Below are 25,486 nucleotides of genomic sequence, written 5' to 3'. Positions count from 1 at the left end.
TCCTCCAGCATTGCAAACATTTGTTCTAAAATCCCCCATTTTTTCCGCGCAGGCAGCCACCTGTGGAGCCACAGCGACCATCTGTAAAAAATACGTTGCGTACTGCCTGTCCGCTCTTTATAATGGCATCACCACAGGAAGAGGTGACCGATATGCAAGTGGAAGTGAACATCGACGAGACCTATACCCGGCCCAAGGCGGTAATCCTCACCGCCGCTCTCACCGACGAGGTTCGGCAGGCGGTGGAGTTCCTCTCCCACGCCGACGCCCCTCCGATCACCGGTTATCAGGGCGGGACCGTCCGGCTCCTGGACCCGGCGGAGCTGATCCGGGTGTACGCCAGCGCCGGGAAGGTGCTGGCCGCCACCGAGCGGGGGGAATACACCCTCCGTCTGCGGCTGTACGAGGCGGAGGCGCGGCTGGACCCCCATCTCTTTGTACGCATTTCCAACTCGGAACTCATCCATCTGAAAAAAGTGCAGAGCTTTGATCTGAGCCTGACCGGCACCATTCGGGTAAAGCTGTCCGACGGCACGGTCACCTATGTCTCCCGGCGATATGTATCAAAGCTGAAAAAACAACTTGGTCTGTGAGGTGAACCGTATGAAAAAAGAGTTGCTTTTGCGGGGGCTGCTGGGCATTCCTCTGGGTATTGCCATCGGGCATCTCATCACCGTTTTTTCCTCCCTGTTTTGGGGAACCGGCGCCTTTTATCCCTGTATGCCCGCCTTCGCGGCCCAGGTGGGGAGTGAGGCCCAGGCGGTCCTGCTCCAGACCGCCCTGTGCGGTCTGGTGGGCTTCGGTTTTGCCGCCGGCTCCGTGCTGTGGGAGCTGGAGCGGTGGAGTCTGGCCCGGCAGACTGCCGTCTATTTCCTGCTGGGGGCCGCCCTGCTGATCCCCACCGCTTACGTCTGTCACTGGATAGAGCGCAGTGCGGCGGGCATACTGGCCTATCTGGTCATTTTTACGGTGATTTTTTTCCTGATCTGGATCATTCGGTACCTTCTGGCCCTGCGCAGCGTCAAAAAGCTGAACGCCGCCCTGGGGCACGGAGATCAGAGCGGTTCCTGAGCCCTTCCTCCCCCGGTCTGCTCAACAAACACCGACAGCCGCAGCAGGTACTGGTCGTACCCCTTGCCTGCCAGCTCGTCCAGCAGCACATCCTCCCAGAACAGTTCTCCCAAAGTCAGGCCTTGGGCGTCGGCCCAGTCCAGCAGCCGCTGGTAGCCCTCCCGCACGGTGTCGAAGCTGCCGGCGTGGAAGTAGGTCAAATAGCGTCCCGCCGGGGCGGTGAGCAGCCGCACCCCCCGGATGGGCTTGTCCACCTGGGTGTAGCAGTAGGTATAGCCCTCCCAGTTCCCCCGCCGGGCGGCCTCCACCGGCAGGATGGCCCCCAGGGCGTAGGGGCTGGCCACCTGATGGGCCTCGCAGTATTCCAGGTGGCGGGCCAGAATACGGGCATATTTGCCCGCGTCGGTGAGGCCGGGGGCGGCGGTGGCCACATACCACCGCTGGGGCCACTCCTCCAACCTTACCTCGCCGGGCTGGACGGCCAGAGCCTGCCGGGTCAGCTCCGCCTTCCGGCGGATGAGGGTCCGCAGCCGCCGCAGCCGGGACATCTTCCCGGTCAGGGCTTCCTCTTCCTCCTCCAGCAGCTCCAGCAGGGTCTCCGGGCTGCGCCGGTCCAGGTAGGCCTTGATGTCGGACAGGGGCATTCCCAGCTCCTTGAGGACGGAAATGACCTGGAACACCTCGATCTGCGCGGGAGCATAGTAGCGGTAACCGTTCTCCCCCCGGATGGCGGGAGAGAAGATGCCGGTCTCATCGTAGTGAAACAGGGTGTGCTTGGTGACGCCGCACAGGGCCGCAAATTCCCCGGTGGTAAAGCGCATCTCTGTTTGATCCATGGCGCAAACCTCCCTCTTGACTATCGGGTTACCCGATAGCTTATCATGATTTGTACTGCTTGTAAACGCTTACTGGAAATGGAGGGAACACGCCATGAAAAACCGGTTGGATCAGGACTTTACCCTGGGCGGACTGCTCCGCTTTGCCCTGCCCACCACCATCATGATGCTGGTGACCTCCCTGTACACCATTGTGGACGGGGTGCTCACCTCCCGGCTGGTGGGAGAGAACGCCCTGGCCGCCATCAACATCGCCTATCCCGCTGTCAGCATTGTGCTGGCGGTGGGTATTATGCTGGGTACCGGCGGCAGCGCCGTGGTATCCCACCGGATGGGCGCGGGGGACCTGGAAGGCGCCCGCCGCACCTTTGGTTTTCTGACCCTGGCGGCGGTATGCGCCGGAGTGATATTCGCCCTGCTGGCCGTTTTTGGGGCGGAGCCTCTGGCCCGGCTGCTGGGGGCCAGCGATCTGCTGCTGGCGGACGCCGCCTGCTATCTGCGGATTCTGCTGATGTTTGCCCCCATGGCCATGCTCCAACTGCTCTTTGAGAGCTTTTTTGTGGCGGCAGGCAAGCCCGGCCTGGGGCTGTGGCTCACCATCGCCGCCGGCGTCACCAACGGCGTGCTGGACTGGCTGTACATGGGGCCTCTGGGCATGGGCATCGCCGGGGCCGCCGTGGCCACCGTCACCGGCTACTGCATTCCGGCGGTGTGCGGCGTGCTCTTCTTCCTCACCCGGAAGGAGGGGCTGCGCTTCTCCCGCCCCCGGCCCAACTGGCGGCTGCTGGGCAAGGCCTGCTTTAACGGCTCTTCCGAGATGGTGACCAACCTGTCCACCGCCGTCACCACCTTTTTCTTCAACGCCATCATGATGGAACTGCTGGGAGAGCCCGGCGTATCCGCCATCACCATCGTGCTCTACGCCCAGTTCCTGCTGGTGGCCCTGTTCCTGGGCTTCTCCATGGGCGTAGCCCCGGTGTTCAGCTTCAACCAGGGTGCGGAGCGGTATGACCGGCTGCGCTCCACCTTCCGCCACTGTTCCCGGTTCATCCTGTGCACCGCCGTGGGCATCCTGGCCGCCGCCCTGCTGCTGGCCCCGGTCATCGTGGGGGTGTTCTCCCCTGCCGGTACCCAGGTCAATGCCCTGGCCCTGGAGGGTTTCCACCTCTTTGCCCCCTCCTTCCTCTTCGCCGGGGTAAACATCTTCGCCTCCGCCCTCTTCACCGCTCTGTCCGACGGGCGGACCTCCGCCATTGTCTCCTTCGCCCGCACCTTCGGCTTCCTCATGGCCGGGCTGCTCCTGCTGCCCCGGGTGCTGGGAGTCACCGGCGTATGGATCGCGGTTCCGGTGGCAGAGGCTGTCTCCTGCCTGCTGTCTATCAGCTTTCTGTGGCACTACCGGGCCAAATTCGGCTACGGGACCATCCCAGCCTGACAACAAAGGCCGCCCAATCGGGCGGCCTTTGTTTCTGTCGTTTAGCGGTCCCACTTCTCGATGAGGGCCCGCAGCTGGTCGGCAAACTTGCCCAGGTCCTTGTTGGTGCCGCCCTTGTTGTGGGAGATGACCTCCATCAGCTTGCGGCCCACCTCCTCCAGCCGCTGGTAGGCGGGAGAGGCGCCGGGGGTGGCTGCGGGCTTCTGCTCCGGCGGCAGGCCAGGAGCCAGCATCTTGTTGGACAGCAGGTCGTAGACCTCCTCATAGTTGGGGGCGTGAGCAGCCAGCCCCATCTGCCGCAGGGTGTTGGCGTAGATCTCGGTGACCTCCGCGTCGCCGTGGACCACAAAGACCTGCCGGGGCTTGGGGTTATAGCTCTCAATCCACCGCAGCAGGCCGTCCCTGTCGGCGTGGGAGGACAGGCCGTGGAAGTTGACGATTTTGGCCCGGACGGCGATCTCCTCACCGAAGAGCTTCACCGACGTGACTCCGTTGATGAGCCGCCGGCCCAGGCTGCCCTCGGCCTGGAAACCCACAAAGACCACGGTACACTCGGGCCGCCACAGGTTATGTTTCAGATGGTGGCGGATCCGGCCGGCATCGCACATACCGGAGGCAGAGATGATAACCCGGGGGGTCTTGTCCTCATTAAGGGCCCGGGACTCCTCGCTGGACTCGGTGATGGTGAGGCCGGGGAACTGGAACAGGGCCCCTCCCTTCAGGGCGGCGATGGCCTCTTCGTCCAGATAGCCGTGGAGATCGCCGGAGAAGATGCGGGTGGCCTCGCCCGCCAGGGGGGAGTCTACCACCACCTGGAAGTCGGGCACGCTTTTTACCAGTCCCTGCTCTTTCATCTCCCGCATGAAGTATAAAAGCTCCTGGGTACGGCCCACGGCGAAGGAGGGGATGATCACGTTGCCTCCCTTGCCCAGGGTCTCGTCGATGATGGCGGCCAGGTCGCCGGTGTAGTCCGGCTTCTCGCTCATGTCGTGGAGCCGGTCGCCGTAAGTACTTTCCGTCAAAACATAGTCTGCCTCCCGGATGTACTCCGGGTCCCGGATGATGGGCTGGTCCCGGTTGCCGATATCGCCGGAGAATACCACCTTCCGGGTCTCCTCCCCTTCGGTGAGCCACATCTCCACACTGGCCGAGCCCAGCAGATGGCCCGCGTCCACAAAGCGCACCTTTACCCCGTCCTCGATCTGGAGGCGGGTGCCGTACTCACAGGTGACGATATGCTTGATAGCGGCCTCGGCATCGGCCACGGTATACAGGGGCTCCACCGGCTCGGCGCCGGCGCGCTTGCCCTTCTGGTTCTGCCACTGGGCGTCGCTCTCCTGGATGTGGGCCGAGTCCCGCAGCATAATGCTCAGCAGCTGCCCCGTGAGACGGGTGCAGTAGATGTTGCCTTCAAAGCCCTGCTTCACCAGCAGGGGGATGCGGCCGGAGTGGTCGATGTGGGCGTGGGTGACCACCACCGCGTCGATGTACCCGGCGTTGAAGTCCAGCTCCTGGTTGTCCCGCTCGTCCCTGCCCTGCTGCAGGCCGCAGTCCACCAGAATCTTCTTCCCGCCGCACTCCACACAGTGGCAGCTGCCGGTCACGGCACGGGCTGCGCCGAAAAAGGTCAGTTTCATGGGGCACCTCCTTGTGCATTTTCTACAAGTGTATTGTACTCCCAAAACCCGTCGGTGTAAATAGCGGAGTGACCGGGTCGGCCCGGGATGATTTCTTTCCTTTTTTGCCGGAATCCGGTATAATACGGGGGAAAGGGCGTGAGTCAATGGAGTTTTCCCAACTCAACTACTTCCGCACCGTGGCCCGCACGGGAAATATCTCCCAGGCGGCCCGGGAGCTGTTTGTCACCCAGCCCAACCTGAGCCGCTCCATTGCCCGGCTGGAGGGGGAGCTGGGGGTCCCCCTCTTTGAGCACCGGAAGGGCAAGGTGGTGCTCAACGAATATGGCCGGATCTTTCTCTCCGGGGTGGAGAACGCCTTCGGGGAGCTGAACGCCTGCATCCAGACGGTACAGCGGTTATATGAAAACAACCAGAATATCCTCTCTCTGGGCTGCTCCATCGACGGCTTTCTCCCCGACATCCTCCAGCCCTTCTCCCGGGCCCACCCGGAGATCGGCATCCGCCAGTACCAGGGGGACGCCTCCCGGCTGGCCCAGCAGCTGGTGGAGCGCACCCTCACCCTGGCCATTACCCCCTACCCCCTTAACCACAATCTGCTCACCTTCCGCCTGCTGGGGGAGATGGACTACGGCCTGTTCGTCCACCGGGACCACCCACTGGCAAAGGAAACCGTGGTGGAGCTGAAGGCCCTGGCCGGTCAGCCTCTGATCTGCGACGCCTCCCGGCTGGACGCCAAGACCCTCCGCTCCGCCTGCCGGGCCCGGGGCTTTGAGCCCACCCTGGCCTACGAGGTGGAGAGCACCAACCTGGTCTACCGCCTGCTGGAGCAAAAAGCCGGGGTGGCCCTGATGCCGGTGTCCCAGATGCTGCGGCTGCGGGCTCTCTTCCCCCACAGCCCTATCCTAGTCATTCCTCTGGAGGAAGGGATACCCCCCGCCAGCCTGGGGGTATCCTACCACAAAGGCTATCCCCTCACTGATGCGGCCAACGCCTTCATCCAGTTTGCCACCGACTGGCTGGTGCAGGAGAAGGTTCGGATGACTGCCGCAGGTATAACTTCAAGAGCATAATACTGCGCCGCAAGGGGCATTTTGAAAGTCCCCTCTGTTCCGCTATACTAAAGGTATCACAGCGGAACAGAGGGGACTTTCTCTATACCTATTTTGTATGACTCAGGTCTGTTCTGATTAACGGCGGTAGGGCCGCCCACAACATAGGAAGGATGAACATCAGCATGAAACGTCTGGAAGGAAAAGTCGCTATTATCACCGGCGCCAACGCCGGTATCGGCAAGGCTACCGCAGCGCTCTTTGCCCGGGAGGGCGCCAACCTGGTTCTGGCTGCCCGCCGGCTGGATAAACTGAAGGAAGTGGAGGCGTATGCCGCCGCCCACGGGGTGAAAGCCGTCTCCGTACCCACCGACGTCAGCGTGTCCGCCGACTGCCGCCGGCTGGTGGAGACCTGTGTGGAGACTTTCGGCCGGGTGGATATCCTGGTAAACAACGCCGGTATTGACGACAAGAATATGTCCATCACCAACTGCGGCGAGGAGCTGTGGAACAAGGTCATCGCCGTGGATCAGACCTCTGTGTACTACATGATGCGTGAGGCTCTGCGGTACATGGCTCCCGCCGGTTCCGGTTCCATCATCAACATCTCCTCCATCGGAGCCACCCGCTCCAACGCCGGTGTGTCCTACACCGCCGCCAAGATGGCCGTCATCGGCATGACCAAGAACGTGGCCATCCAGTTCGCCGGCAAGGGCATCCGGGTCAACGCCGTCTGCCCCGGCCCCACCCAGACCGACATCTTTGATCCCGCCAATCTGGCCACCTTCGACAACGAGTTCTGCCACCTGTGCGGCAAGCACTTTGACGGCTCCCTGCCCCGCACCCAGCCCGAGGATCAGGCCAACGCCATCCTCTTCTTCGCCAGCGACGAGTCCAAGGCCATCAACGGCGAGACCCTGGTGGTGGACTACGGCGCCACCATCTGATTCCATACAACACATTCCCTACAGCACAAAGAAGCCCGGCTCCCAAAAGGAGCCGGGCTTCTTTATTATCGCAAATCAGGCAAACGCGCCAATGAGCTTGACGGTACGGTTCTGGAAGCCCAGGGCCTTGGCGCTGGCGCTCCACAGGATATCGGAGATGGCCTCATGGGCCTCCATAATGTTATCCTCGGTGACGGTGATGTCATCCAGCTCACACAGAAGGTCATAGAGCTCTCTGACATACTCCTGCTCGGTGCTGCCGTTGGTCAGCTCCAGATCCACCCGGTTGTCCAGCAGATCCACCGCCTGCTTGATGCTGCGGGCGGCCGACTGGCCGTAGGAGATGGCCTGCTTCAGATAGAGCACCTGCTGGGCGGGCACTCTGGTCTTCAGCGCGTTGTTGAGGCAATCCAGGCCGTTGTTAATGGCCTTGGTGGCGCTGTCGGCATACTTGTTCAGATTCTTGGCGTCGGTGTAGGTAATCTTGCCGTCGCTGTCTCCGGGATCAGGATCGATGCCGGGATCAGGATCGGTGGTGCTGCCGCCGCCTTCCCAACCGCCGCTGGAGCTGCCGCCCAGAGTAATGGTGTAGGTGCCCCGGTCGCCCAGATCGTCAATGATGCGGAAGTCGCCTCCCACGGTGGTGACAGTGGAGGGAGTGGGGCCGCTGTACTCTCTCACGGTGACCTTCACATAGCCGGTGGAGTGGGCCAGGACGGGGTGGGACATGGTGGTGCGGTTGTAGCTTCTGCCGTCGATGACCACGGTGTCGTTCTGGATCAGCACGGTGAAGCCGGTCTTGTTGCGGACCAGCAGGTAGACCTCGATCTCGCTGCCGTCGTCAGAGTAGCGGTATTTCTGGGTCTTGCCGTAGTAGAATTCCACATTTTCGTCGCTGTACAGCTTCTCCTTGCCGCTGACGGCAGGGATGGTGTCGTCGGTCTTGCCGGTGTACAGGTTGGTGGCGTCAAAGCGGGCATAGGTGGTTTTGGAGCCGCTGCCCACGCCGCCCAGGATCACCCGGAACTGTCCGCCCACGGTCTGGACGCTGTTCAGGTTCACCAGGGAGGAATCGTAGTTCTGGATGGTGACCTTGACGGTGCCGGTGGAATTGGCCGACACGTCGTCGCTCATGACCAGGTCGTTGAAGGTGTAGCCGTTGAGGCTCACCGCGTCGGCCTGAACGGTGATGGTGCTCCCCGTCTTGTTGGTCACATTCAGATAGAGCTCGGCCTCGCCGGCGTCATATCTGCTCTTCTGGATCTTGGAGAACTTGATGCTGACGTTGGAGTCCTCATAGAGGGGCTGGGTGGACAGGGCCCGCTTGGACACGGTGACGGTGCAGGTGGCCTTGACGCCGCTGGAGGCGGCGGCGGTGATAACAGCGGTGCCGGGGGCCACGGCGGTGACGGTACCGTCGGCGGCCACGGTGGCCACGCTCTTGTTGGAGCTGGTCCAGGTCAGAGCCTCAGTGGAGTTGGCAGGGGTGACGGAGGCGGTGAGCTTGCCGCTCTCGCCCTGCTGAATGGCCAGGGTGGCCTTATCCAGGGTGATGGCGGTAACGGTCACCGGCTTCTCCTCCAGAATCACCTGGCGGCGCTGGTCGGGCAGAGCCATACGGGAGATGATGGTGGCCACCGAGGCACGGTCAATGGGGGTCTCGGGCAGGAAGGTGCCGTACTTGTCGCTGCCGGTGAGGATGCCCGCCCGGTAAAGGGTGTAGATATCCTCATAGTTGGCGGACCCGGCGGCCAGGTCGGGGATGTCCCCGTCCTCGATGGTGTTGATGGCCTTCAGTTCCTCGGCGGGCAGGGCCTTCACCAGGATACCGGCGAACTGGCGGCGGGTGGCGTTGGCGTTGTAGTCGGTGAACTGGCCGGCGGTGATGATGCCGTTTTTCACCGCGTAATCCACATACACCTGGTACCAGGGCTCACCCTGCTGGAAGCCGGCCTTGCCGGTGTGGTAGATGCTGTGCAGGCGGCAGGCCAGAGCCAGGGTGGAGCTGATGGTCAGATTCTGGGTGGGAGAGAAGGTGTTGCCGCTGCTTCCCTTCACCAGGTCCAGCTCGTAGGCCTTCTGCACGCTCTCGGCGTACCAGCTGGAAGTAGCCACGTCGGTAAATTTCCCGGCGGGATAGTCATTGACCTTTTTGAAGTGGTCCATGTTGTCTGCCGCCAGGGCCGCCGGCATCAGGCCCACCATAAGGGCAAGGGCCATCAGCAGGCTCAGCAGTTTGCGTTTCATCTCAGTTCCTCCTTGTCATTGACTTGCGGGCTTGTCATCCCAGAGTGGCAACAATCTCCTGTATGGCGGCGATCCGCCTCTCAGCTTTGTCCATGGACGCGCAGCCCTGATCAAAATAGAGACTCCAGGTATATTTGTTGATCTTGTTCTGGTGCCCGCTGCACTCATTCCACAGGTCATCCCGGGTCACTTTGATCAGCTCCTGAAGGCTGGTGTATCCGTCATAGGAGATGGGAATGGCATCCACATTCTTCAGCACATCCCGGGCCAGATCCAAAAACCCCACAGCCGTCACACCATTGGTCATGATTAAAAGGGTAGATGTGGGACCTACCAGATTGGGCATGGAAGAGTCCTCCACGATCTTGGCCGATCTCTGTCCGCCGGCAATGGCCTCACCGGCTTTGTCGATGTCATTCTTCAGGCTGCTCAGCTGTCCGGGGGTGAGCGTCGGGGTGCCGGGGGTGGGCTCCGGCTCCTTCTCCTCCAGGGTCAGCTGCTTGCGCTGGCCAGGCAGAGCCATACGGGAAACGATGGTGGCTACCGATGCCCGGTCAATGGGCGTCTCCGGCTGGAAGGTGCCGTACTTGTCGCTGCCGGTGAGGATGCCCGCCCCGTACAGGAAATAGATAAGCGCCCCGTAGGAGGAGCCAATATCCACATCGGGGATGTCCCCCGGCTCAATCTGGTTGATGACCTTCAGCGCGTCAGAGGGCAGAGACTTAGCCAGGATGCCGGCGAACTGGCGGCGGGTGGCGGTGGCGTTATAATCGGTAAACTCGTCACTGGCGATGATATCGTTTGAGATGGCGTAGTCCACATACACCTGGTACCAGGGCTCCCCCTGCTGGAAGTCGGCCTTGCCGGTGTGGTAGATGCTGTGCAGGCGGCAGGCCAGCGCCAGGGCGGAGCCGATGGTGATGTTCTGAGTAGGAGAGAAGGTGGTGGCGCTGCTCCCCTTCACCAGGTCCAGCTCGTAGGCGTCCTTTACGCTGCCAGCATACCAGCTGTCGGCGGCCACATCGGTAAAGGTCCCGGCGGTGTAAGTATTGACCTTCTGAAAGTTATCCAGGCTCTCCGCCGCCAGGGCCGCCCCGGGCAGCAGGGACACAGACAGCGCCAGGGCCAGCGCCCCGGCGCAGATCTTTTTTCCAATGAATCTCATGTGCTTTGCTCCTCTCATTTGGTGGACCGCATCAATACAGGGTCTTTTCATTTTCGGCAAACAGCTTGTCGTTGATCTCTCCCAACTCCATGTGATGTACGATGCCGAAACTGATGATGGCATCCCGCTTCAGCCGGGGATAGAGGGGGGCGTAGCCGGCCTGCTTAAGCAGCCGCTGGGCCTCCTCCAGGGTGGTCTCCAGGCCCACGCACAGGCAGAGCAGCCGGTCCCGGGAGGGATTGCGCCGGCCGGCAAATACCTGGTGGAGATAGACCTCGCTCATCCCCGCCCTCCGGGCCAGGGCCGCCTTGGAAAAGCTCTTCTTTTCATACAGCTCCGCCAGCAGCTCCGCAACGCTCTGGTTGGCAAAGAACGGCTGATTGTCGTGGAGATAAGAGTCAATGTTGGCCTCGCTCATCAGATCATGGCTCAGATCGCCCGTGGTCTTATTTTCCAATCCTATCACTCCCTTTACTTTCAAATGGAAATCGTTTATACTAAATTTACAACAATTTGTACCTGGATACAATATGCCCACTGCATAGTGTACAAGGTTTTTCAGGGGTGATTTCTATTTATACCTGGCTGTCAAATGCGCTTCAGGAAGAGTATGAGCTGGTCCAGATCTTAAAGGAAAGCCCCCGGGGCAGCGTACAGCTCATCCGGCACAACGCCACCGGCAGGCGTCTGATCCTGCGCCGTTTCACCGGCAATCCGGAAGTCTACCGAAAGCTGCTGGACTACACCTGCCCCAACCTGCCCACCGTGTACGAGGTGGCGGTAGAGGGAAGCAAGGTCCTGACGCTGGAGGAATTTGTGGAGGGCGACACCATGGGCTTCCTGCTGCAGGAGGCCCTCTTTTCACCGGAGGAGACCCGAAAGATCGTCCGGCAGGTGTGCAAGGCCCTGTGGGTCCTGCACTCCATCGGCGCCGTCCACCGGGACGTGAAGCCGGAGAACATCATCCTCCGGGGAGACGAGGCGGTACTCATCGACTTTGACGCCGCCCGTTTACATAAACCCGAGCACAGCAACGATACCCAGATTCTGGGCACCACCGGCTTTGCCGCCCCGGAGCAGTACGGTCTGTCCCAGTCGGACATCCGCACCGACATCTACTCCCTGGGGGTACTCATCAACGTGATGCTCACCGGCCAGCACCCCTCCAAAAAGCTGGCGGGGGGCAAAATGGGCCGCATTGTGGACCGGTGTACCCACGTCAACCCCCAGCACCGCTACCGCAATGTGCTGCGGCTGATGGAGGTCCTGTGACATGACCGGCGGGACCAGGCCCTGCCCTGTCTGCGGCGCCACCCTCCCCAGCGAGGCCTCCTTCTGTCCCTACTGCATGGAAGCTCTCCGCCCCCGGCGGGAGGCGAAGGCACCGGTCCGCCGGTGGCTCCGGCCACTGAGGCGGGTCCTTTTTCTGCTGGCGCTGGCCACCTTGGCTGCGGCGGTCTGTTTGCTCTATGACGCCGTTACCCCCGACACATACGACGCCCGGGGGGAGCTGACCTACCGTCTGAACGGCAACGATTACCATTTAGCGGCCACCTTCCGTAACGACAGCGCCCCGGAGCCGGTATACACCATCCAGACCATCCAGGACTGGGACTATGACCGGGCCGCCAGGCTGTTTGTCACCCATGTGGACTCCGGCGCCGATGCCGGGCAGGTCTTCCGCCAGCAGGTCGAGACTATCCAGGTCCAGGTGACCCAGCCCCAGGACAACCCCTCCCCCATCACCTGGCAGCAGCCCACCTATCAGGGCGATCCTGCCGCCGAGGGAATGGCCCTCTCGCCACTCTATTTTGACGGTCAGAGCCGGGGGGAGGCAGAGGTTCGGTGGGACATCCGCATGAAAAACGGGGACACCATCCTTCTGCGGCACAAGATGGTGATCGAGCCGGTGGATGTAGTGGACTACACCCCGGAGGAGTACGACATGGACACCATTGAGGATCTCCAGGCCCTGGTGGATCAGATCCAGGCGGAGGTCCCCCTGCCCACGGTGGTGCGGCTCAATCTGCCCGCCGTCCACTATGAGGGGGGCCTCACCATCAGGGGGCGGCCCATCAACCTGTACGGCGCCGAGGATGACAAGAAGATGCGCACCGCCTTTCTGGGCCCGGTGACGGTGGACGTGGACCAGGGCCCCCAGTGCTTCATCGAGAACATCGACTTCCGGGGCAGCGGCTCGGGCACCGGCCTCACCGTGGAGGCCGACGGCCGGGTGCAGGACTGCCTCTTCACCGGCTGGGACACCGGCCTGCTGGTGGGCGGAGACGACTGGGCCGACCCCACCGGGTGCTGGTTTGAGGACAACGGCGTGGGCTTCCGCTTTGACAGCGTGGGGGACTACGTCAACGGCACCATGCTGGAGGGCAACACCTTCCGGAACAACGGCACCGCCGTGGAGCTGCTCCGGGTACCCGGAGCCAAAACCCTCTACTTCAACGGCTGCGCCTTCTCCGGCAACGGCCTGAACCTCTCCAACCCCGCCGACCACCCCACCGACCTCACCCGGGCCACCTTTGACTGAGGGAGGCGAGTGCTATGAATTTACGCTGCCCCCACTGCGGCACGCCCCTTCCAGCGGAAGCCTCCTTCTGCCCCCACTGCGCCCAAAACCTCCGCACCCGACATGAGGTGGATACACCCGTCCGCTGGTGGCTGAAACCGCTGCGGCGGGCCCTCCTGCTGCTGGTGCTGGCCGCCCTTGGCTGGGGAGGCTGGCTGGTATCCGACGCCCTTGCCCCGGACGTATATAGGGCCTGGGGGGAGCTGACCTATACCCTGAATGGCAGCGACTACCACCTGTTCCTTACCTGCCGCACCGACATAGTCCCCGAGGCGGCCCACACCATGCAGGTGGAGGAGGGCGGGGTCTACGACCGGGTCTCCCGGCTGTTTGTCTCCCATGTGGACTCCGGCGAAGACGCAGGACGGGCCTTCCTCAACCAGACGTCTGAGGTTCAGGTCCGGGTGATCCAGCCGCCGGACAGCCCTTCCCCGGTGGTCTGCTCCCTGCCCATAGACCCCAATGACCCCTATGACGGCCTGGCCCTGACCACCCTGGATTTTACCGGCCGCAGTCAGGGGCCGGTGGAGGTAGAGTGGACCATCACCATGAAAAACGGGGACACCATCTTCCTCCGCCAGAAGATCGACTTCCAGAGGGTGGACACCGCCCACTACTACCCGGAGGACTACCCCATGGACACCATTGAGGACCTCCAGGCCCTGGTGGATCAGATTCAGGCGGAGGTCCCCCTGCCCACGGTGGTGCGGATCCACCTGCCGCCGGTGACCTATGAGGGAGGCCTCACCATTGACCGGCGGGGGATCAACCTCTCCGGCTCCACCGACGGGCAGGGCCGGCGCACCACCTTCTTAGGGCCGGTGGTGCTTGCGCCGGAGGAGGACCCTCTGTGCGACATCGAACACATCGACTTTGTGGGGAACAGCACCGGCACCGGCCTCACCGTGGCCGCCCAGTACCGGGTGCTGGACTGCTCCTTCACCGGCTGGGAGATCGGCCTGCTGGTGGGCGGGGAGGCCTGGGCCAACCCAAAAGACTGCCTCTTTACCGACAACGACATCGGCTTCCGCTTCGACAGCGGCGGAACTTACTGCAATTACACTGACTTTACCAACAACACCTTCCGGAACAACACGGTGGCGGTGGACCTTTTGCGGGTGCCCGGCCTCAGGACCATTGACTTTAAGTTCTGCCTGTTTGACAGCAACGTGGCGACCATCCTCAACCCCAACAACCTTGCCATTGATACCGGAGGCGCTACCTTTACATGAAAGGGATGATCCCTATGGAACACAAATGCCCCCACTGCGGCGCAGTTCTTCCGGAGGAGTCCTCCTTCTGCCCCCACTGCGCCCGGAGCATCCGCACCCGGGAGGCGGCCCCCGTCCCCACCCATATGTGGCGGAAGGGTCTGAAATGGGTGCTGGCTCTGGCCATCGTGGCGGCGGCCGCCCTGGTGGGCTGGGCGCTGCTCCATGAGCATCCCACCGGTCTCCCCGCCGGGGAGACCACACCGGTGGTCTTTCAGGAGGACGAGGACGGCATGGTGACGGCCACTCCCGAATATCTGGAGGAGTTCTTCCCCACCCTCACCTGCATCGACTTCCGCACCACCATCAAGACCAGCGACAACATCGACGACTATCTGGTGGACAGCTTCCAGATGGCCACTCTGGTGTCCTCCCGGGGCGCCCAGAACGCCGTGGGGGAACGGGGGATGTACAACGCCGGCAGCGACTCCAATAACCGGGTGGCTCTGATGATCTTTGACGACAACACCCACCTGATGGGCTATTTCATCGGCTCCCCCACCAACCTGGGGGGCGGCAAGTGGCAGATGGACGTGGTGAACTGCGACTACGACTTCACCCACCTCTACGAGGCGGAGCTGGCCGCCTTTGAGGGCAACTGGGAGGAGGATTTCTCCACCTACATCCCGCCGGAGGAGATCGAGTCCTCCGGGGCGGTGTGGTTCTTAAACGGTTACAACACCGGCCGTGGTCCGGTGCTGCGGGAGGACGACCCCCAGATCTACGCCCTGTGGCACACCCTCCACGGCCCGGAGCCGGGGCGCCAGTGCCGGGAGATCCAGCGGCTGGAGGAGTTCCTGCCCAATGAGGGCCGGTGGCGGTGCTACCTGCTGCTGGACCGGGACTACAACCTGCTGGGCTACACCATGCTGGATTACCAGGGGAACGGAGGATAAGTCATGGCGCACAAATGCCCCCACTGCGGCGCACCTTTGCCGGCGGAGTCCTCCTTCTGCCCCCACTGCGCCACCGACATTCATCCCCGAAAACAGGCGAAAACCGCCACTCCCCTGCTGAAAAAACTGCTGCTTGGACTGCTGGCTCTGGCGGTGCTGGCCGCCGTGGGGTTCGGGCTGTGGCTGGCCTTCGCCCCCAAGGCCTACGACGGCTATGGGGAGATCCGCTACGGGGACTATCAGCTCCTGCTCACCCAGCACGCGGACCGCTACACCCCCGTGCCGGAGATGACCATTCCGGGGGAGCCGGAGGGCCAGTACCGGGTGCCCTCCCGGCTGTTTATCAACGACAGCACCGGCAACGACGTCTCCGACGCCTTCCTGGCGGAGGTGGAGGAGGTCAGCGCGGCCTTCATCGGTCAGGAGGACAGCTCCTCCCCCTACCTGTGCTCCCAGCCCGCCTACAACGAGGGAGCGCCTGAGTGCCCCCTTATCTCCCTCATCGACTTCACCGGGGAAAGCGGCACGGCAGAGTTGGTATGGACCTTCCAAATGAAAAACGGAGACACCATTTACCTCCGGCAGACCTATGAGGTGGTTCCCATCCCGGTATATGACTACCACCCGGAGGACTACCCCATGGACACGGCTGAGGAGCTCCAGGCCCTCATCGACACCATCGGCGGCCAGGCGAACGACCCGGTGGCGGTGATCAACCTCCACCTGCCCCCGGTGACCTATGAGGGTGGGATCACCATCCGGGACCGGAGCCTGAACCTGTACGGCTCCGCTGACGAAGGCGGAAGCCGCACCACCTTCACCGGCCCTGTTCAGGTGGTGGCCCCCGACGGCGAGATTGCCTATCTCCAGGACATCGATTTTGTGGGGAGGGGCAGCGGCACCGGTCTCTCCGGCTCCGCTCCCTTCCGGGCCACCAACTGCACCTTCACCGGCTGGGACACCGGGGTCTATGCCTACGGCACCAGCTGGGTCAACGTCATCGGCTGCTCCTTCCAAAGCAACGGCATCGGCTTCCACTTCGACAGCACGGGAGACTACGCCAACCACTCCATGTACAACGACAACCGCTTTTTTGGCAACGATGTGGCGGTGCGGCTGGACAACGTACCCACCGACATAACCCTCAACTTCCAGGGCTCCATCTTCCGGGCCAACGCCCAAAGCATCCTCAACCTCTGCGACCAACCCCTGGATCTGTCCCAGGCCACCTTTGAGTAAAGGAGAATCCCACCATGGAACACAAATGCCCCCACTGCGGCGCGGACCTGCCGGAAAACGCCGCCTTCTGTCCCCACTGCGCGAAGGATATCCACCCCCGTAAGCAGGCAAAAACCGCCAACCCCCTGCTGAAAAAGCTGCTGGTGGGCCTGCTGATCCTGGCGGTGGCCGCCGCCATTGGCGGAGCAGTCTGGTACTTCAACCGGCCCTATGAGCCCCAGGAATTTGACGCCCTGGGAGAGGTGTACTACGAGAGCGGGGAGAAGACCTACCAGTTGCTGGTGGCCTGGCCCGACGACCGCTGCGCCCCCGCCCCCGACATCTACCAGCAGGGCTCTCCCGACGAGCAGTACCGCTGGCCCTCCCGTTGGTACGTCAACGACGCCGCCACCGGCGCCGACGCCTGGGCGGAATTTGAGCCTCTGGTGGAGCAGGTCACCGTGGAGGTGGTCCCCGACGAGAATGCCGCCGATCCCCTCACCGCCGGGGAGCCCCGTCATGACGAGGACTACTCCCCCGACGCCGCCATGATCTGCTCCCTGGACTTTACGGGCAATTCCGGGGAGTCCCAGATCGTCTGGACCGTCCAGATGAAAAACGGGGACGTGATCCGGGTCCGCCAGAACATCCACGTCACCGCCATTATCACCCACGAGTACCACTGGGAGGACACCCCCATGGACACCGTGGAGGACCTCCAGGCCCTGCTGGATCAGACCGCCAAGGAGATCGCCCCTTCCGATCTGGTGTACATCTACCTGCCCCCGGTGACCTATGAGGGAGATCTGAATCTGAGCCGCTCCTATGAGTTCTACGGCTGCACCGACCAGGGGGCGGACCGCACCACCCTCAAGGGTTCCATAACCATGGACGGCAGCGCCAGCTTCTACTGGATCAACTACTTCTACGACATGGATTTCGTGGGGGACGGCGCCGATACCGGCATCATCGCTCCCACCAAGGCCTGGGCCATCGGCTGCTCCTTCACCGGCTACAAGACCGGCTTCCAGTCCCAGGGGGAGGCCTGGATCAATGCGACCGAGTGTACCTTTATGGAGAACGAGGTGGGCCTCCACTTCAACGCCACCGGCCAGTCCGCCTCGGACAGCCGCTACCACGACAACCAGTTTGTGAACAACGGCACCGCCGTGCTGTTGGAGAACGTGCCCACCGACATCACCCTGGACTTTGCGGGTACCGTGTTCTCAGGCAACGACACCGACGTGGACAACCAGTGTGACCATCCCATTGATTTGTCCAACGCCATCCTTGATCCGGAAGGATAACCCATATTGATAGACACACAGCCAAACCGACTGATTGCCATCTGGACGAACAAGGGCCTGCTGTCTGCGTATCGCAGACAGCAGGCCCTTTCCTTATCGGTGGGTTTCTGCATTGCAATGGAAAAAGGGCAATGCTATAATAATATACAAAATATCCAGCTTTTGCATAGAGCGATCATTTGAAGAAACTGGGAGCGTGGATCGGGTGAACTTTGAACAGGTATATCGTGACTATTATCTCAAAGTATTCCGCTATGTAAAACAGCATACGCTATCCCGCCAGGACGCAGAAGATCTGACCCAGGAGGTCTTTGTGGCTTGCTACCGGAATTTTGACAGCTTTGACCCCCAAAAGGCCTCTGTGGGGACCTGGGTTTATGTCATTATGAAAAACCGCCTGAAAAACTACTACCGGGACAAGAAGGAGTTCCTGTCCCTGGACGATGAGAATATCCCGGAACTGCCCGGGGACACCTCTGTGGCCCAGGCTATCCTGCTGGAGGAGGAGCGGCGGGCCCTGTCCTCTGCCATGAACATTCTGTCTGAGCGTGAACGCACCATCATTGCAGAGCGGTATTTCCATAAAAAGACCTCGGGGGAGATTGCCGGCATCCTGAAGATGACGGACGTCAATGTCCGGGTGACCCTCAAGCGGGCCCTGGAGAAGATCCGGAAATACTTTGAAGCCCACGGACTGTGAGGTGCATGATCCCATGACAAGCGTATTTCGCAAAACCGCGTTGGAGCGGCTCAGCTCCCCCGACCGACTGGATGGTATGCTCAAGCTCACAAGCCCCATGTCCTGGCTGGGCATTGCCGCGGCGGCCGTCCTTGCGGCCAGCGTGGTCATCTGGTCTTTTGTGGGGCGCATCCCCACAACGGTGGATACATACGGCTTTTTGACCTATGACTATGGCGCCAACTCCCTGTACAATACAGCAGCCGGAGAGGTGTCCTCCCTGCTGGTGCACAGCGGCGACTCTGTGGAGGCAGGAACGCCGGTGGCGGAGATCCTGACTTCCACCGGCCAGACCGTTGTGGTACCGGCGGACCAGTCCGGCATGATCCGGGAGGATCTGGTGGCGCCGGGGGAGTATGTGGTGCCCAATCAGGCCCTGTTCCGCATCTCTCCGGACAGTGACAGCGGGCTGTCGGTGGTCTGCTATGTGAGTCAGGAAACCGCCCTTCAGCTGGAACCCGGCATGGAGGCGGTGATCTATCTGGACGGCGTGGGGGATGCCTGCGGCTGTATGGAAGGCCAGGTGGCCTGTGTGGACCGGGTCCACACCACCGCCGAGGCGATGGCCGCCGTGGTGGGAAACGACGCCCAGACCATCGAAATGCTGATGAGCTCAGGGCCTGTGGTGGCGGTGACCTGTACCCTTCGGGAGGACAGCACCACCGCCAGCGGATATTATTTTTCCGGCGCCGCCGGGGCTGAGCAGGTCCTGTACGGAGGCTCCTCCGCCTCGGTGCAGATCACGCTGGGACAGAGCGCCCCCATCGCCTGGGTCTTTCCCATGTTTGGAGGGGAGGGCTCATGAGCAGATTATACTGCAAAACCCCCACCATCTTTCAAATGGAAGGAACGGAGTGCGGCGCCGCCTCTCTGGCCATGATCTGTGCCTATTGGGGCAAATATGTGCCGCTGGAGCAGATGCGGGTGGAGACGGGCGTATCACGGGACGGCTGCAACGCCCGCAACATCATGTACGCCGCCCGCAAATTCGGGCTGGAATGCCACGGCTACCGCAAGGAGCCGGAAGCTTTGAAGCAGCTGGAGATGCCCTGTCTGATTCACTGGAACTTCAACCATTTTGTGGTGCTGGAGGGCTTTAAGGGGTCCTTTGTCTACCTCAACGACCCGGCCCTGGGCCGGCGCAAGCTGACCATGGAGGACCTGGACGAGGGGTTTACCGGCGTGGTGCTCACCTTCCACCCCACCCCCCAGTTTGAAAAGGCCAAACGGGAAAACACCCTGTTTCCTCTGATCAAACAGCGCATCCGGGGGCAGAAGGGCGCCCTGGCCCAGATGCTGTGTCTGGGTCTGCTGATGATCCTCCCCGGCCTCATCCTCCCTGTCTTTTCCCAGGTGTTTCTGGACCGGGTCCTGGGGGCGGGCGCCGTCCCCTGGTTTTACCAGTTCATTGGCTTTCTCATCCTGACCCTCCTGTTCCGGATTCTGTTGGAGGCATACAGCGCCAGGCTCCTGTTGAAGATGCAGAACAAACTGACGCTGCTCTCCTCCCGGGAATTGCTGGAGCACCTGTTCCGCCTCCCGGTGGGCTTCTTTGCCCAGCGCTCCCCCGGCGACCTCCTGGGCCGGGTGGGCAACAACGACAACGTCAACAACTTCATCGCCGGCGATCTGGCAAACATTTTCCTGGACATTTTTGTGGCTGCCTTTTATCTGGTGCTGCTGCTTTTCTACAACCCCCTGATGACCGCCATCGGACTGGTGGGGATTCTGTTCAATGTTGTGATCGCCAGAATTACCGCCAGCCGGATCTCCAACCGGGTGCAGAAGCTGCAGCAGGACAGCGGCAAACTGACCGGCGTGGTGTGCGCCGGTCTCAGCGTTACCTCTACCCTGAAAGCCTCGGGCGCGGAGAGCGCCTACAGCTCCCGTGTCCTGGGCTACCAGGCCAAGGCGGCCTCCACAGAGCAGGCCATCAGCCAGACCCAGTCCGTGACAGGGGCGCTGCCCGGAATGGTGGACAACCTCATCGATATTCTGCTTTTGCTGGTGGGCGCTGTCTTTGTCATCCAGGGCCACATGACCCTGGGTATGCTGTCGGCGTTTACCTCCCTGTTTGCCTCCTTCTCCGCACCTGTGGAGACGCTGGTGGCCTTTATTCAGCAGATTCAGACGCTGAAAGCCGATATCGCCCGGGTAGACGACATCCTGCGCCATCCGGTGGATGAGAAATTCCAGGAAACCACGGTGCAGAAATTTTCTCAGGCCAAGCTCTCCGGCCGGGTTGCTCTGGAGGAGGTCTCCTTTGGGTACAGCCATCTGGCCAAACCCCTGGTCACCGGCTTTTCCTTTTCTCTGGAGCCCGGCAGTTCGGTGGCCCTGGTGGGCGGCTCTGGCTGTGGAAAGTCCACCATTGCCAAACTCGTCAGCGGGCTGTATCGCCCCTGGGCAGGCAGGGTCCTGCTGGACGGAGTCCCGCTGGAAGAGATCCCGTCGGACGTGCTCCATGCCAGCGTGTCCACCGTAAGCCAGAATATTACCCTCTTTTCCGGTACCATCCGGGACAATCTGACCATGTGGAATCACGCCGTTCTGGAGCGGGACATGATTAACGCCGCAAAGGACGCCTGCATCCACGAATTGATTACCCAAAAGCCGGGCGCATATGAGTTCAGGCTCACCGAGGGAGGAAGCAACCTCTCCGGCGGCCAGCGTCAGCGCCTGGAAATTGCCCGTGCCCTGGCGACCAACCCCACGGTGCTCATCATGGATGAAGCCACCAGCGCCCTGGACCCCATCACCGAAAAACAGATCATTGAGAACATCAAGCGCCGCGGGTGTACCTGCATCATTGTGGCCCACCGGCTCAGCGCCGTACGCAACAGCGATGAGATCCTGGTGATGGATGGCGGCAGCATTGTGGAGCGGGGTTCCCATGCTCAGCTGGCGGCTCTGGACGGACTCTACTGCCGGTTCATGTCAATGAACTGAAAGGAGGCTGCATCATGCAGACGGAAACCGCCAATCTCATTGGATTGACCGGCGGCGCATATTACATCACCGAAACTCCCACAGACGCATACCGGGTGCTGTCAGGCAGCGTCCACATCTATGTGGTGCCCTGGACGGAGGGCCAGCCGGGACGCCGCTCCCTGATCTGCACCGCAGAGCAAAATACCATTTTTCCCGCCTTTTCTCACACAGATGCTGAGGGCGGCCTGTGGCGCTTTCTGGTAACACCGGCGGAGGAGCACGCCCAGCTGGAGCGTCTGGAGGGGCTCTCCACCGGACCCCTGCAAAAAAAATTCCTGGGCAGAGCGGGGATCGAGAACCCCGGCCAGGAGACTTACGGCAATCTGCTGGTGGACCGCTACCGCCTGAACCTGGTGCAGGAGGACGGCTACCTGATCCGCACGGACAAGGAAAAAGAGGATGTGCGGGCCCGCACCGATGAGATGATCGCCTCCTTCTTTTCCAAGGAAAAGGACATACCCAGGGAAAACGGGGAGCACCCGGTCTATCAGGTCATGGCAGAGCTGTGCCACCGTATGCGCATCCCCATCGCCCCCTACGAAAAGATCACAGCCTGCTGCCGGCAGGAGGTCTCCGTGGAGGAAGTGGCCCGCATTTCTCACATTCCCTGCCGGAAGATTTTGCTGGAGGAAAACTGGCATAAGGCGGATGCCGGGCCCATTATGGTACAATTTGGCCGGGAAAAGGAACCGGCCGCCTGTATTCCCAGAGGGCGGGGCAAATATCTGCTCTGCCGCAGCGGGAAAAAGGCGGTCCCTCTGACCCGAGCGCTGGCGGAGCAGTGCGACCCCCAGGCCTATGTCATCTACCGCCCCTTCCCCCTTCAGGGAATGACGGCGAAGGATCTGGCGGCCTACTGCTGGTCCTGTCTGTCCCGGGCCGATCTGGCGGTTATCATCGGGCTGACCATCCTGTCCGCCCTCATCGGCCTGCTGATCCCCACCCTGAATCAGATGCTCTACGACCGCTTCATTCCCTCCGGACAGATGGGAATGGTGTTTCAGATTTGCTGTCTGGTAGGCGCGTTTATGGTGGGCAATCTGCTCTTTTCCGTGGTAAAAAGTCTGGCCACCTTCCGTTTGGACAGCCGGATCCGGTACGATGTGCAAAACGCGGTCTACCACCGGATCTTTGAATTGCCGGAAAACTTCTTCCGCAACTACGAGAGCGCCGATCTGGCCCAGCGGGTTATGGAGCTGGGCAGCCTGGTCAGCTCTGTATCCGGAATGCTGTTGGGGCTGGGGCTCAGCCTGATCTCCGCCCTGTTCTACGGCATACGGATGTTCACCTATTCTCCCCAGCTCTCGCTGGTGTCCCTGTCGGTCACGCTGCTGTTCTCCTTGATCAGCTATCTTCTGACGCGCCGCCGTATGGTCTATCAGGCCCAGGTCATGGAGATGGACGGAAAGAGCAGCTCTCTCCTGTTCCAGTTTTTGCTGGGGATCGAGAAGATCAGAACCGCCGGCGTGGAGGAGCGGACTATTTTTGAATATATGCGCGCTTTTATGGAGCAGCGCCGGCTGGAAACACGGCTGGGCCGGCTGTCCAACCTCAGCGCCCTGCTCTCCTCCGCCAGCAGCGGGATCTTTCTGGTATTGATCTATTGGATCGCAGCCCAGTCCGCTTCCATCACCATGGGCAGCTTCGTCGGTTTTAACTCGGCGTTCGGCATGGTCTCCGGCGCCATCAGCAGCCTGTTCAGCGCGCTGATCTCCTATCAGCTGCTGAAACCCACCTACCGGCGGGTGAAGGCCATTCTGGAGACGGTGCCGGAAGGGGGCGGCGACAAGCGTCTGCCCGGCCAGCTCACCGGCAGCATCGACTTGGATCACGTGGCCTTCTCCTACGACCCGGAAACCCCGCCTGTGTTTCGGGACCTCTCCCTTCACATCCGGCCCGGCGAATATGTGGGGATCGTGGGCGCTTCCGGCTGCGGAAAATCCACCCTGCTCAAGCTTCTGCTGGGATTTGAGAAGGCCACCTCAGGCCGGATCTACTATGACGACCAGGATATGGACGAGCTGGACCTGCAGGAGCTGAGAAAACACTTCGGCGTGGTGCTGCAGGACGGCGAGCTCATCTCAGGGAGCATCTTTGAGAACATCACCCTTACCGCCCCCAACGCCGGACGAACCCGGGTGGAGCAGGTGGTGGAGGCGGTAGGCCTGGCCAGAGATATCCAGGAGATGCCCATGGGGCTGGAGACCATGGTCAGCGAACACTGCAACACCATCTCCGGCGGCCAGAAGCAGCGCATTCTCATTGCCAGGGCCATCATCAACAGGCCCAACATTCTCTTCTTTGACGAGGCCACCAGCGCACTGGATAACCTGACACAGGCCCAGGTGTGCAAAGCGCTGGAGGAAATGGGCAGCACCCGGGTGGTCATCGCCCACCGGCTCAGCACCATACAGAGCTGTGACCGCATCCTGGTGATGGACCATGGAGATATTGTGGAAGAGGGAAATTATGAACAGCTGATGGCCCAGGGCGGGCTCTTCCATGAGCTGGCCAGCCGTCAGATCCTGTAAGGATTCGCATTCCTTGTAACAAGTCCGGTTTTGGCGTGTATATCAGTTTAGAATAACCATAGCAGTTGATTGGCCGCAGAGCGATCCATGCCGGACCGGCCCGACCAGAACATATACCCGGGGAGGTAATCTGATGGAGCCAGATCAAATCAAAAACATCAACCATATGCCGGAGGAGATCCCGGAGGAACTGAAAGCCATCGACCAGCGGCTGAAGCGGGTGTCCGATCTCCAGTGTTTTGACGGATGCTCCGATGAACTGGGAGAGGACGAGCTGGAACTGGTCACAGCTGCAGGCAGTTCCAACCCATACAAAGATTTTATCAAGCAAATCGACAACAAAAACCATTGAGCGCCAGCGCTGAGGGGCCGCAGTCTGTCTGCGGCATTGTGGGCAAATAAGACAGCCGGCGGGAAGGGGCTAGTAACATGAACAGGCACATAGAGCAGGACTGCGTGCGCTGGGAGGAGGACGATGGGAAACTGCTGTTTTCCATCACAGAAACCCTATCAGGAGATACCGTAACCCTAAGTTTGTCGGGCACACTCTCCTCGGTTGTGGCGCCCGCCTTTGAGGACGAGCTGATGGCTGCGGCCTGCGTCCGCAGCAGGATTGCCGTGGATTTTTCCGGCTTGCAAGTCATTTCCAGCGGGGGCCTGAAGGCCCTGCTCACCGTCCAGCGCCTGCTGGACCAACGTCCCGGCTCCATGCTGAAGCTGTGCGCCATGAGCCCTGCGGTCCACGCCACCTTTGCAGAGATCGGGTTTGACGAACTGTTTGAGATTGAGAGCTGAGGTGAACGTGGATGTTGATGCAAGAGGACTATACAGAGAACCTTCCCTTTGTTTACGCGCTCTGCTGCCCGGCCGACTGGAAGCGGGTGTCCCCCCTGCTGGAGATCCTGCAAAAGAATGACTGCAGGCTCTGTTGGGACCAGCCGTCCGCTGCTGGAAACGCCCCTGTCCCCCAAAACGCCGAGGTCATACTGGCCTTCTTATCCCGGCAGTCGGTGGAGGACCACAGCTTTCGCAGCCGCTTCAACCGCAGCATTCTGGGCGGCAAACCGGTGGCGGCGGTGCTCCTTGAAGCGGTGGAGCTCTCCCCCGTCATGAAGGCCCAGCTGGAGCTGGAGCAGGTGGCGGCGGTGGACTACGCCGTCTGCCACACCGACGGTGCCTGCTGTCTTGCCCTGCTGCAGCTGCCCGCGATGAAGCCCTGCCTGGAGGAGGGCAAGACCATCCACATCCCCAAGGCCAGTATCAAAAAATATTACCTGAAACGGCGGTCTACGGGAGAGGCCATCCAGATCTCCAAGGACGAGTTTACCGTGGGAAGAAAGCTCACCTGCAGCTACGCCATTCCGGACAATGAGAGCATCAGCCGCATCCATGCGGTGTTTCATCTGAAAAACGGGATCTGTACCGTGATGGACCATCATTCCACCAACAAGGTCTATGTCAATGACCGGGAGTTGGATGAGGAGGAGCAGTGCCAAATCAAGAGCGGGGATGTGCTGGAGTTGGGTACGGAAACCTTTATTGTGGACGTCATAGAGTAAGGA

Annotated in this window: 23 protein-coding genes; 18 read left to right on the top strand and 5 right to left on the bottom strand. The window is 61.3% G+C overall.

Features of this window, described 5'->3' with window-relative positions:
* Window positions 1-152 precede the first annotated feature (152 nt).
* Window positions 153-593: a LytTR family DNA-binding domain-containing protein gene (locus tag B5F94_RS10885; RefSeq protein WP_087330097.1), complete on the top strand. Its 441-nt coding sequence runs from the start codon at window positions 153-155 to the stop codon at window positions 591-593.
* A 10-nt stretch (window positions 594-603) separates the two neighbouring features.
* Window positions 604-1,071 carry a DUF3021 domain-containing protein gene (locus tag B5F94_RS10880; RefSeq protein WP_087330095.1) on the top strand — a complete coding sequence of 156 codons (468 nt, stop codon included), beginning with the start codon at window positions 604-606 and terminating at the stop codon, window positions 1,069-1,071.
* Here B5F94_RS10880 and B5F94_RS10875 read toward each other — a convergent pair.
* Window positions 1,056-1,907 carry a MerR family transcriptional regulator gene (locus B5F94_RS10875; RefSeq protein WP_087330093.1) on the bottom strand — a complete coding sequence of 284 codons (852 nt, stop codon included), beginning with the start codon at window positions 1,905-1,907 and terminating at the stop codon, window positions 1,056-1,058. The two genes, B5F94_RS10880 and B5F94_RS10875, sit on opposite strands and share 16 nt — an antisense overlap.
* Window positions 1,908-2,001: 94 nt before the next feature.
* Between B5F94_RS10875 and B5F94_RS10870 the strand changes: the two genes are divergently transcribed.
* Window positions 2,002-3,342 (top strand): MATE family efflux transporter, encoded by a 1,341-nt coding sequence (locus B5F94_RS10870; RefSeq protein ID WP_087330091.1) that lies wholly within the window; start codon window positions 2,002-2,004, stop codon window positions 3,340-3,342.
* A 41-nt stretch (window positions 3,343-3,383) separates the two neighbouring features.
* On the opposite strand, the gene B5F94_RS10865 is transcribed toward B5F94_RS10870, so the two are convergent.
* Entirely contained in the window at window positions 3,384-4,979 is a 1,596-nt protein-coding gene (locus B5F94_RS10865; protein WP_087330089.1) for an MBL fold metallo-hydrolase RNA specificity domain-containing protein, read from the bottom strand.
* Between the two features lie 146 nt (window positions 4,980-5,125).
* Here B5F94_RS10865 and B5F94_RS10860 point away from each other — a divergent pair, with 146 nt between their 5' ends.
* Window positions 5,126-6,052 carry a LysR family transcriptional regulator gene (locus B5F94_RS10860; RefSeq protein ID WP_087330087.1) on the top strand — a complete coding sequence of 309 codons (927 nt, stop codon included), beginning with the start codon at window positions 5,126-5,128 and terminating at the stop codon, window positions 6,050-6,052.
* 164 nt (window positions 6,053-6,216) lie between these two features.
* On the top strand, window positions 6,217-6,978 hold the full coding sequence (locus B5F94_RS10855; RefSeq protein WP_087330118.1) for an SDR family NAD(P)-dependent oxidoreductase: 762 nt from the start codon (window positions 6,217-6,219) through the stop codon (window positions 6,976-6,978).
* 75 nt (window positions 6,979-7,053) lie between these two features.
* On the opposite strand, the gene B5F94_RS10850 is transcribed toward B5F94_RS10855, so the two are convergent.
* From B5F94_RS10850 to B5F94_RS10840, 3 genes are read right to left on the bottom strand one after another with little or no spacing between them, the layout of a single operon-like run.
* A complete protein-coding gene (locus tag B5F94_RS10850; RefSeq protein WP_087330085.1) occupies window positions 7,054-9,225 on the bottom strand; it encodes an S-layer homology domain-containing protein in 2,172 nt (723 codons plus the stop codon).
* Window positions 9,226-9,259: 34 nt separating this feature from the next.
* Window positions 9,260-10,390 (bottom strand): S-layer homology domain-containing protein, encoded by a 1,131-nt coding sequence (locus B5F94_RS10845; RefSeq protein WP_158094704.1) that lies wholly within the window; start codon window positions 10,388-10,390, stop codon window positions 9,260-9,262.
* Between the two features lie 31 nt (window positions 10,391-10,421).
* Window positions 10,422-10,856, bottom strand: coding sequence for a helix-turn-helix domain-containing protein (locus B5F94_RS10840; protein ID WP_087189125.1), 435 nt, complete (start codon window positions 10,854-10,856; stop codon window positions 10,422-10,424).
* Window positions 10,857-10,954: 98 nt separating this feature from the next.
* Between B5F94_RS10840 and B5F94_RS10835 the strand changes: the two genes are divergently transcribed.
* The 13 genes from B5F94_RS10835 (at window position 10,955) to B5F94_RS10775 (ending at window position 25,483) form a co-directional block, all read left to right on the top strand.
* Complete coding sequence (locus tag B5F94_RS10835) at window positions 10,955-11,662, top strand: serine/threonine protein kinase (protein ID WP_087330083.1); 708 nt, start codon at window positions 10,955-10,957, stop codon at window positions 11,660-11,662.
* A 1-nt stretch (window position 11,663) separates the two neighbouring features.
* On the top strand, window positions 11,664-12,932 hold the full coding sequence (locus tag B5F94_RS10830; protein WP_087330081.1) for a hypothetical protein: 1,269 nt from the start codon (window positions 11,664-11,666) through the stop codon (window positions 12,930-12,932).
* Window positions 12,933-12,946: 14 nt separating this feature from the next.
* Window positions 12,947-14,203 carry a zinc-ribbon domain-containing protein gene (locus tag B5F94_RS10825; protein WP_087330079.1) on the top strand — a complete coding sequence of 419 codons (1,257 nt, stop codon included), beginning with the start codon at window positions 12,947-12,949 and terminating at the stop codon, window positions 14,201-14,203.
* 14 nt (window positions 14,204-14,217) lie between these two features.
* Window positions 14,218-15,138, top strand: coding sequence for a zinc ribbon domain-containing protein (locus tag B5F94_RS10820; RefSeq protein ID WP_158100281.1), 921 nt, complete (start codon window positions 14,218-14,220; stop codon window positions 15,136-15,138).
* 3 nt (window positions 15,139-15,141) lie between these two features.
* Window positions 15,142-16,377, top strand: coding sequence for a zinc-ribbon domain-containing protein (locus B5F94_RS10815; RefSeq protein ID WP_087330075.1), 1,236 nt, complete (start codon window positions 15,142-15,144; stop codon window positions 16,375-16,377).
* Window positions 16,378-16,391: 14 nt separating this feature from the next.
* On the top strand, window positions 16,392-17,663 hold the full coding sequence (locus tag B5F94_RS10810) for a zinc ribbon domain-containing protein (protein WP_087330073.1): 1,272 nt from the start codon (window positions 16,392-16,394) through the stop codon (window positions 17,661-17,663).
* Window positions 17,664-17,868: 205 nt separating this feature from the next.
* Window positions 17,869-18,363 carry an RNA polymerase sigma factor gene (locus tag B5F94_RS10805; RefSeq protein ID WP_158100280.1) on the top strand — a complete coding sequence of 165 codons (495 nt, stop codon included), beginning with the start codon at window positions 17,869-17,871 and terminating at the stop codon, window positions 18,361-18,363.
* Window positions 18,364-18,376: 13 nt separating this feature from the next.
* A complete protein-coding gene (locus B5F94_RS10800; RefSeq protein WP_143383286.1) occupies window positions 18,377-19,207 on the top strand; it encodes an HlyD family efflux transporter periplasmic adaptor subunit in 831 nt (276 codons plus the stop codon).
* Window positions 19,204-21,351 carry an NHLP family bacteriocin export ABC transporter peptidase/permease/ATPase subunit gene (locus B5F94_RS10795; RefSeq protein ID WP_087330067.1) on the top strand — a complete coding sequence of 716 codons (2,148 nt, stop codon included), beginning with the start codon at window positions 19,204-19,206 and terminating at the stop codon, window positions 21,349-21,351. Before B5F94_RS10800 ends, B5F94_RS10795 begins: the two co-directional genes overlap by 4 nt.
* A 14-nt stretch (window positions 21,352-21,365) precedes the next feature.
* Window positions 21,366-23,924, top strand: coding sequence for an NHLP bacteriocin export ABC transporter permease/ATPase subunit (locus B5F94_RS10790; protein WP_087330065.1), 2,559 nt, complete (start codon window positions 21,366-21,368; stop codon window positions 23,922-23,924).
* Between the two features lie 133 nt (window positions 23,925-24,057).
* Window positions 24,058-24,276 carry a hypothetical protein gene (locus B5F94_RS10785; protein ID WP_087330063.1) on the top strand — a complete coding sequence of 73 codons (219 nt, stop codon included), beginning with the start codon at window positions 24,058-24,060 and terminating at the stop codon, window positions 24,274-24,276.
* Between the two features lie 77 nt (window positions 24,277-24,353).
* Complete coding sequence (locus B5F94_RS10780) at window positions 24,354-24,719, top strand: STAS domain-containing protein (RefSeq protein WP_087189113.1); 366 nt, start codon at window positions 24,354-24,356, stop codon at window positions 24,717-24,719.
* An 11-nt stretch (window positions 24,720-24,730) separates the two neighbouring features.
* On the top strand, window positions 24,731-25,483 hold the full coding sequence (locus tag B5F94_RS10775; RefSeq protein ID WP_087330061.1) for an FHA domain-containing protein: 753 nt from the start codon (window positions 24,731-24,733) through the stop codon (window positions 25,481-25,483).
* The last annotated feature ends 3 nt before the right edge of the window (window positions 25,484-25,486 follow it).

This window comes from Flavonifractor sp. An4 (assembly GCF_002161755.1).
GTDB lineage: Bacteria > Bacillota > Clostridia > Oscillospirales > Oscillospiraceae > Flavonifractor > Flavonifractor avicola.
Note: the sequence above shows the minus strand (reverse complement) of the source record. Positions and strands in the feature narration are given on the sequence as shown.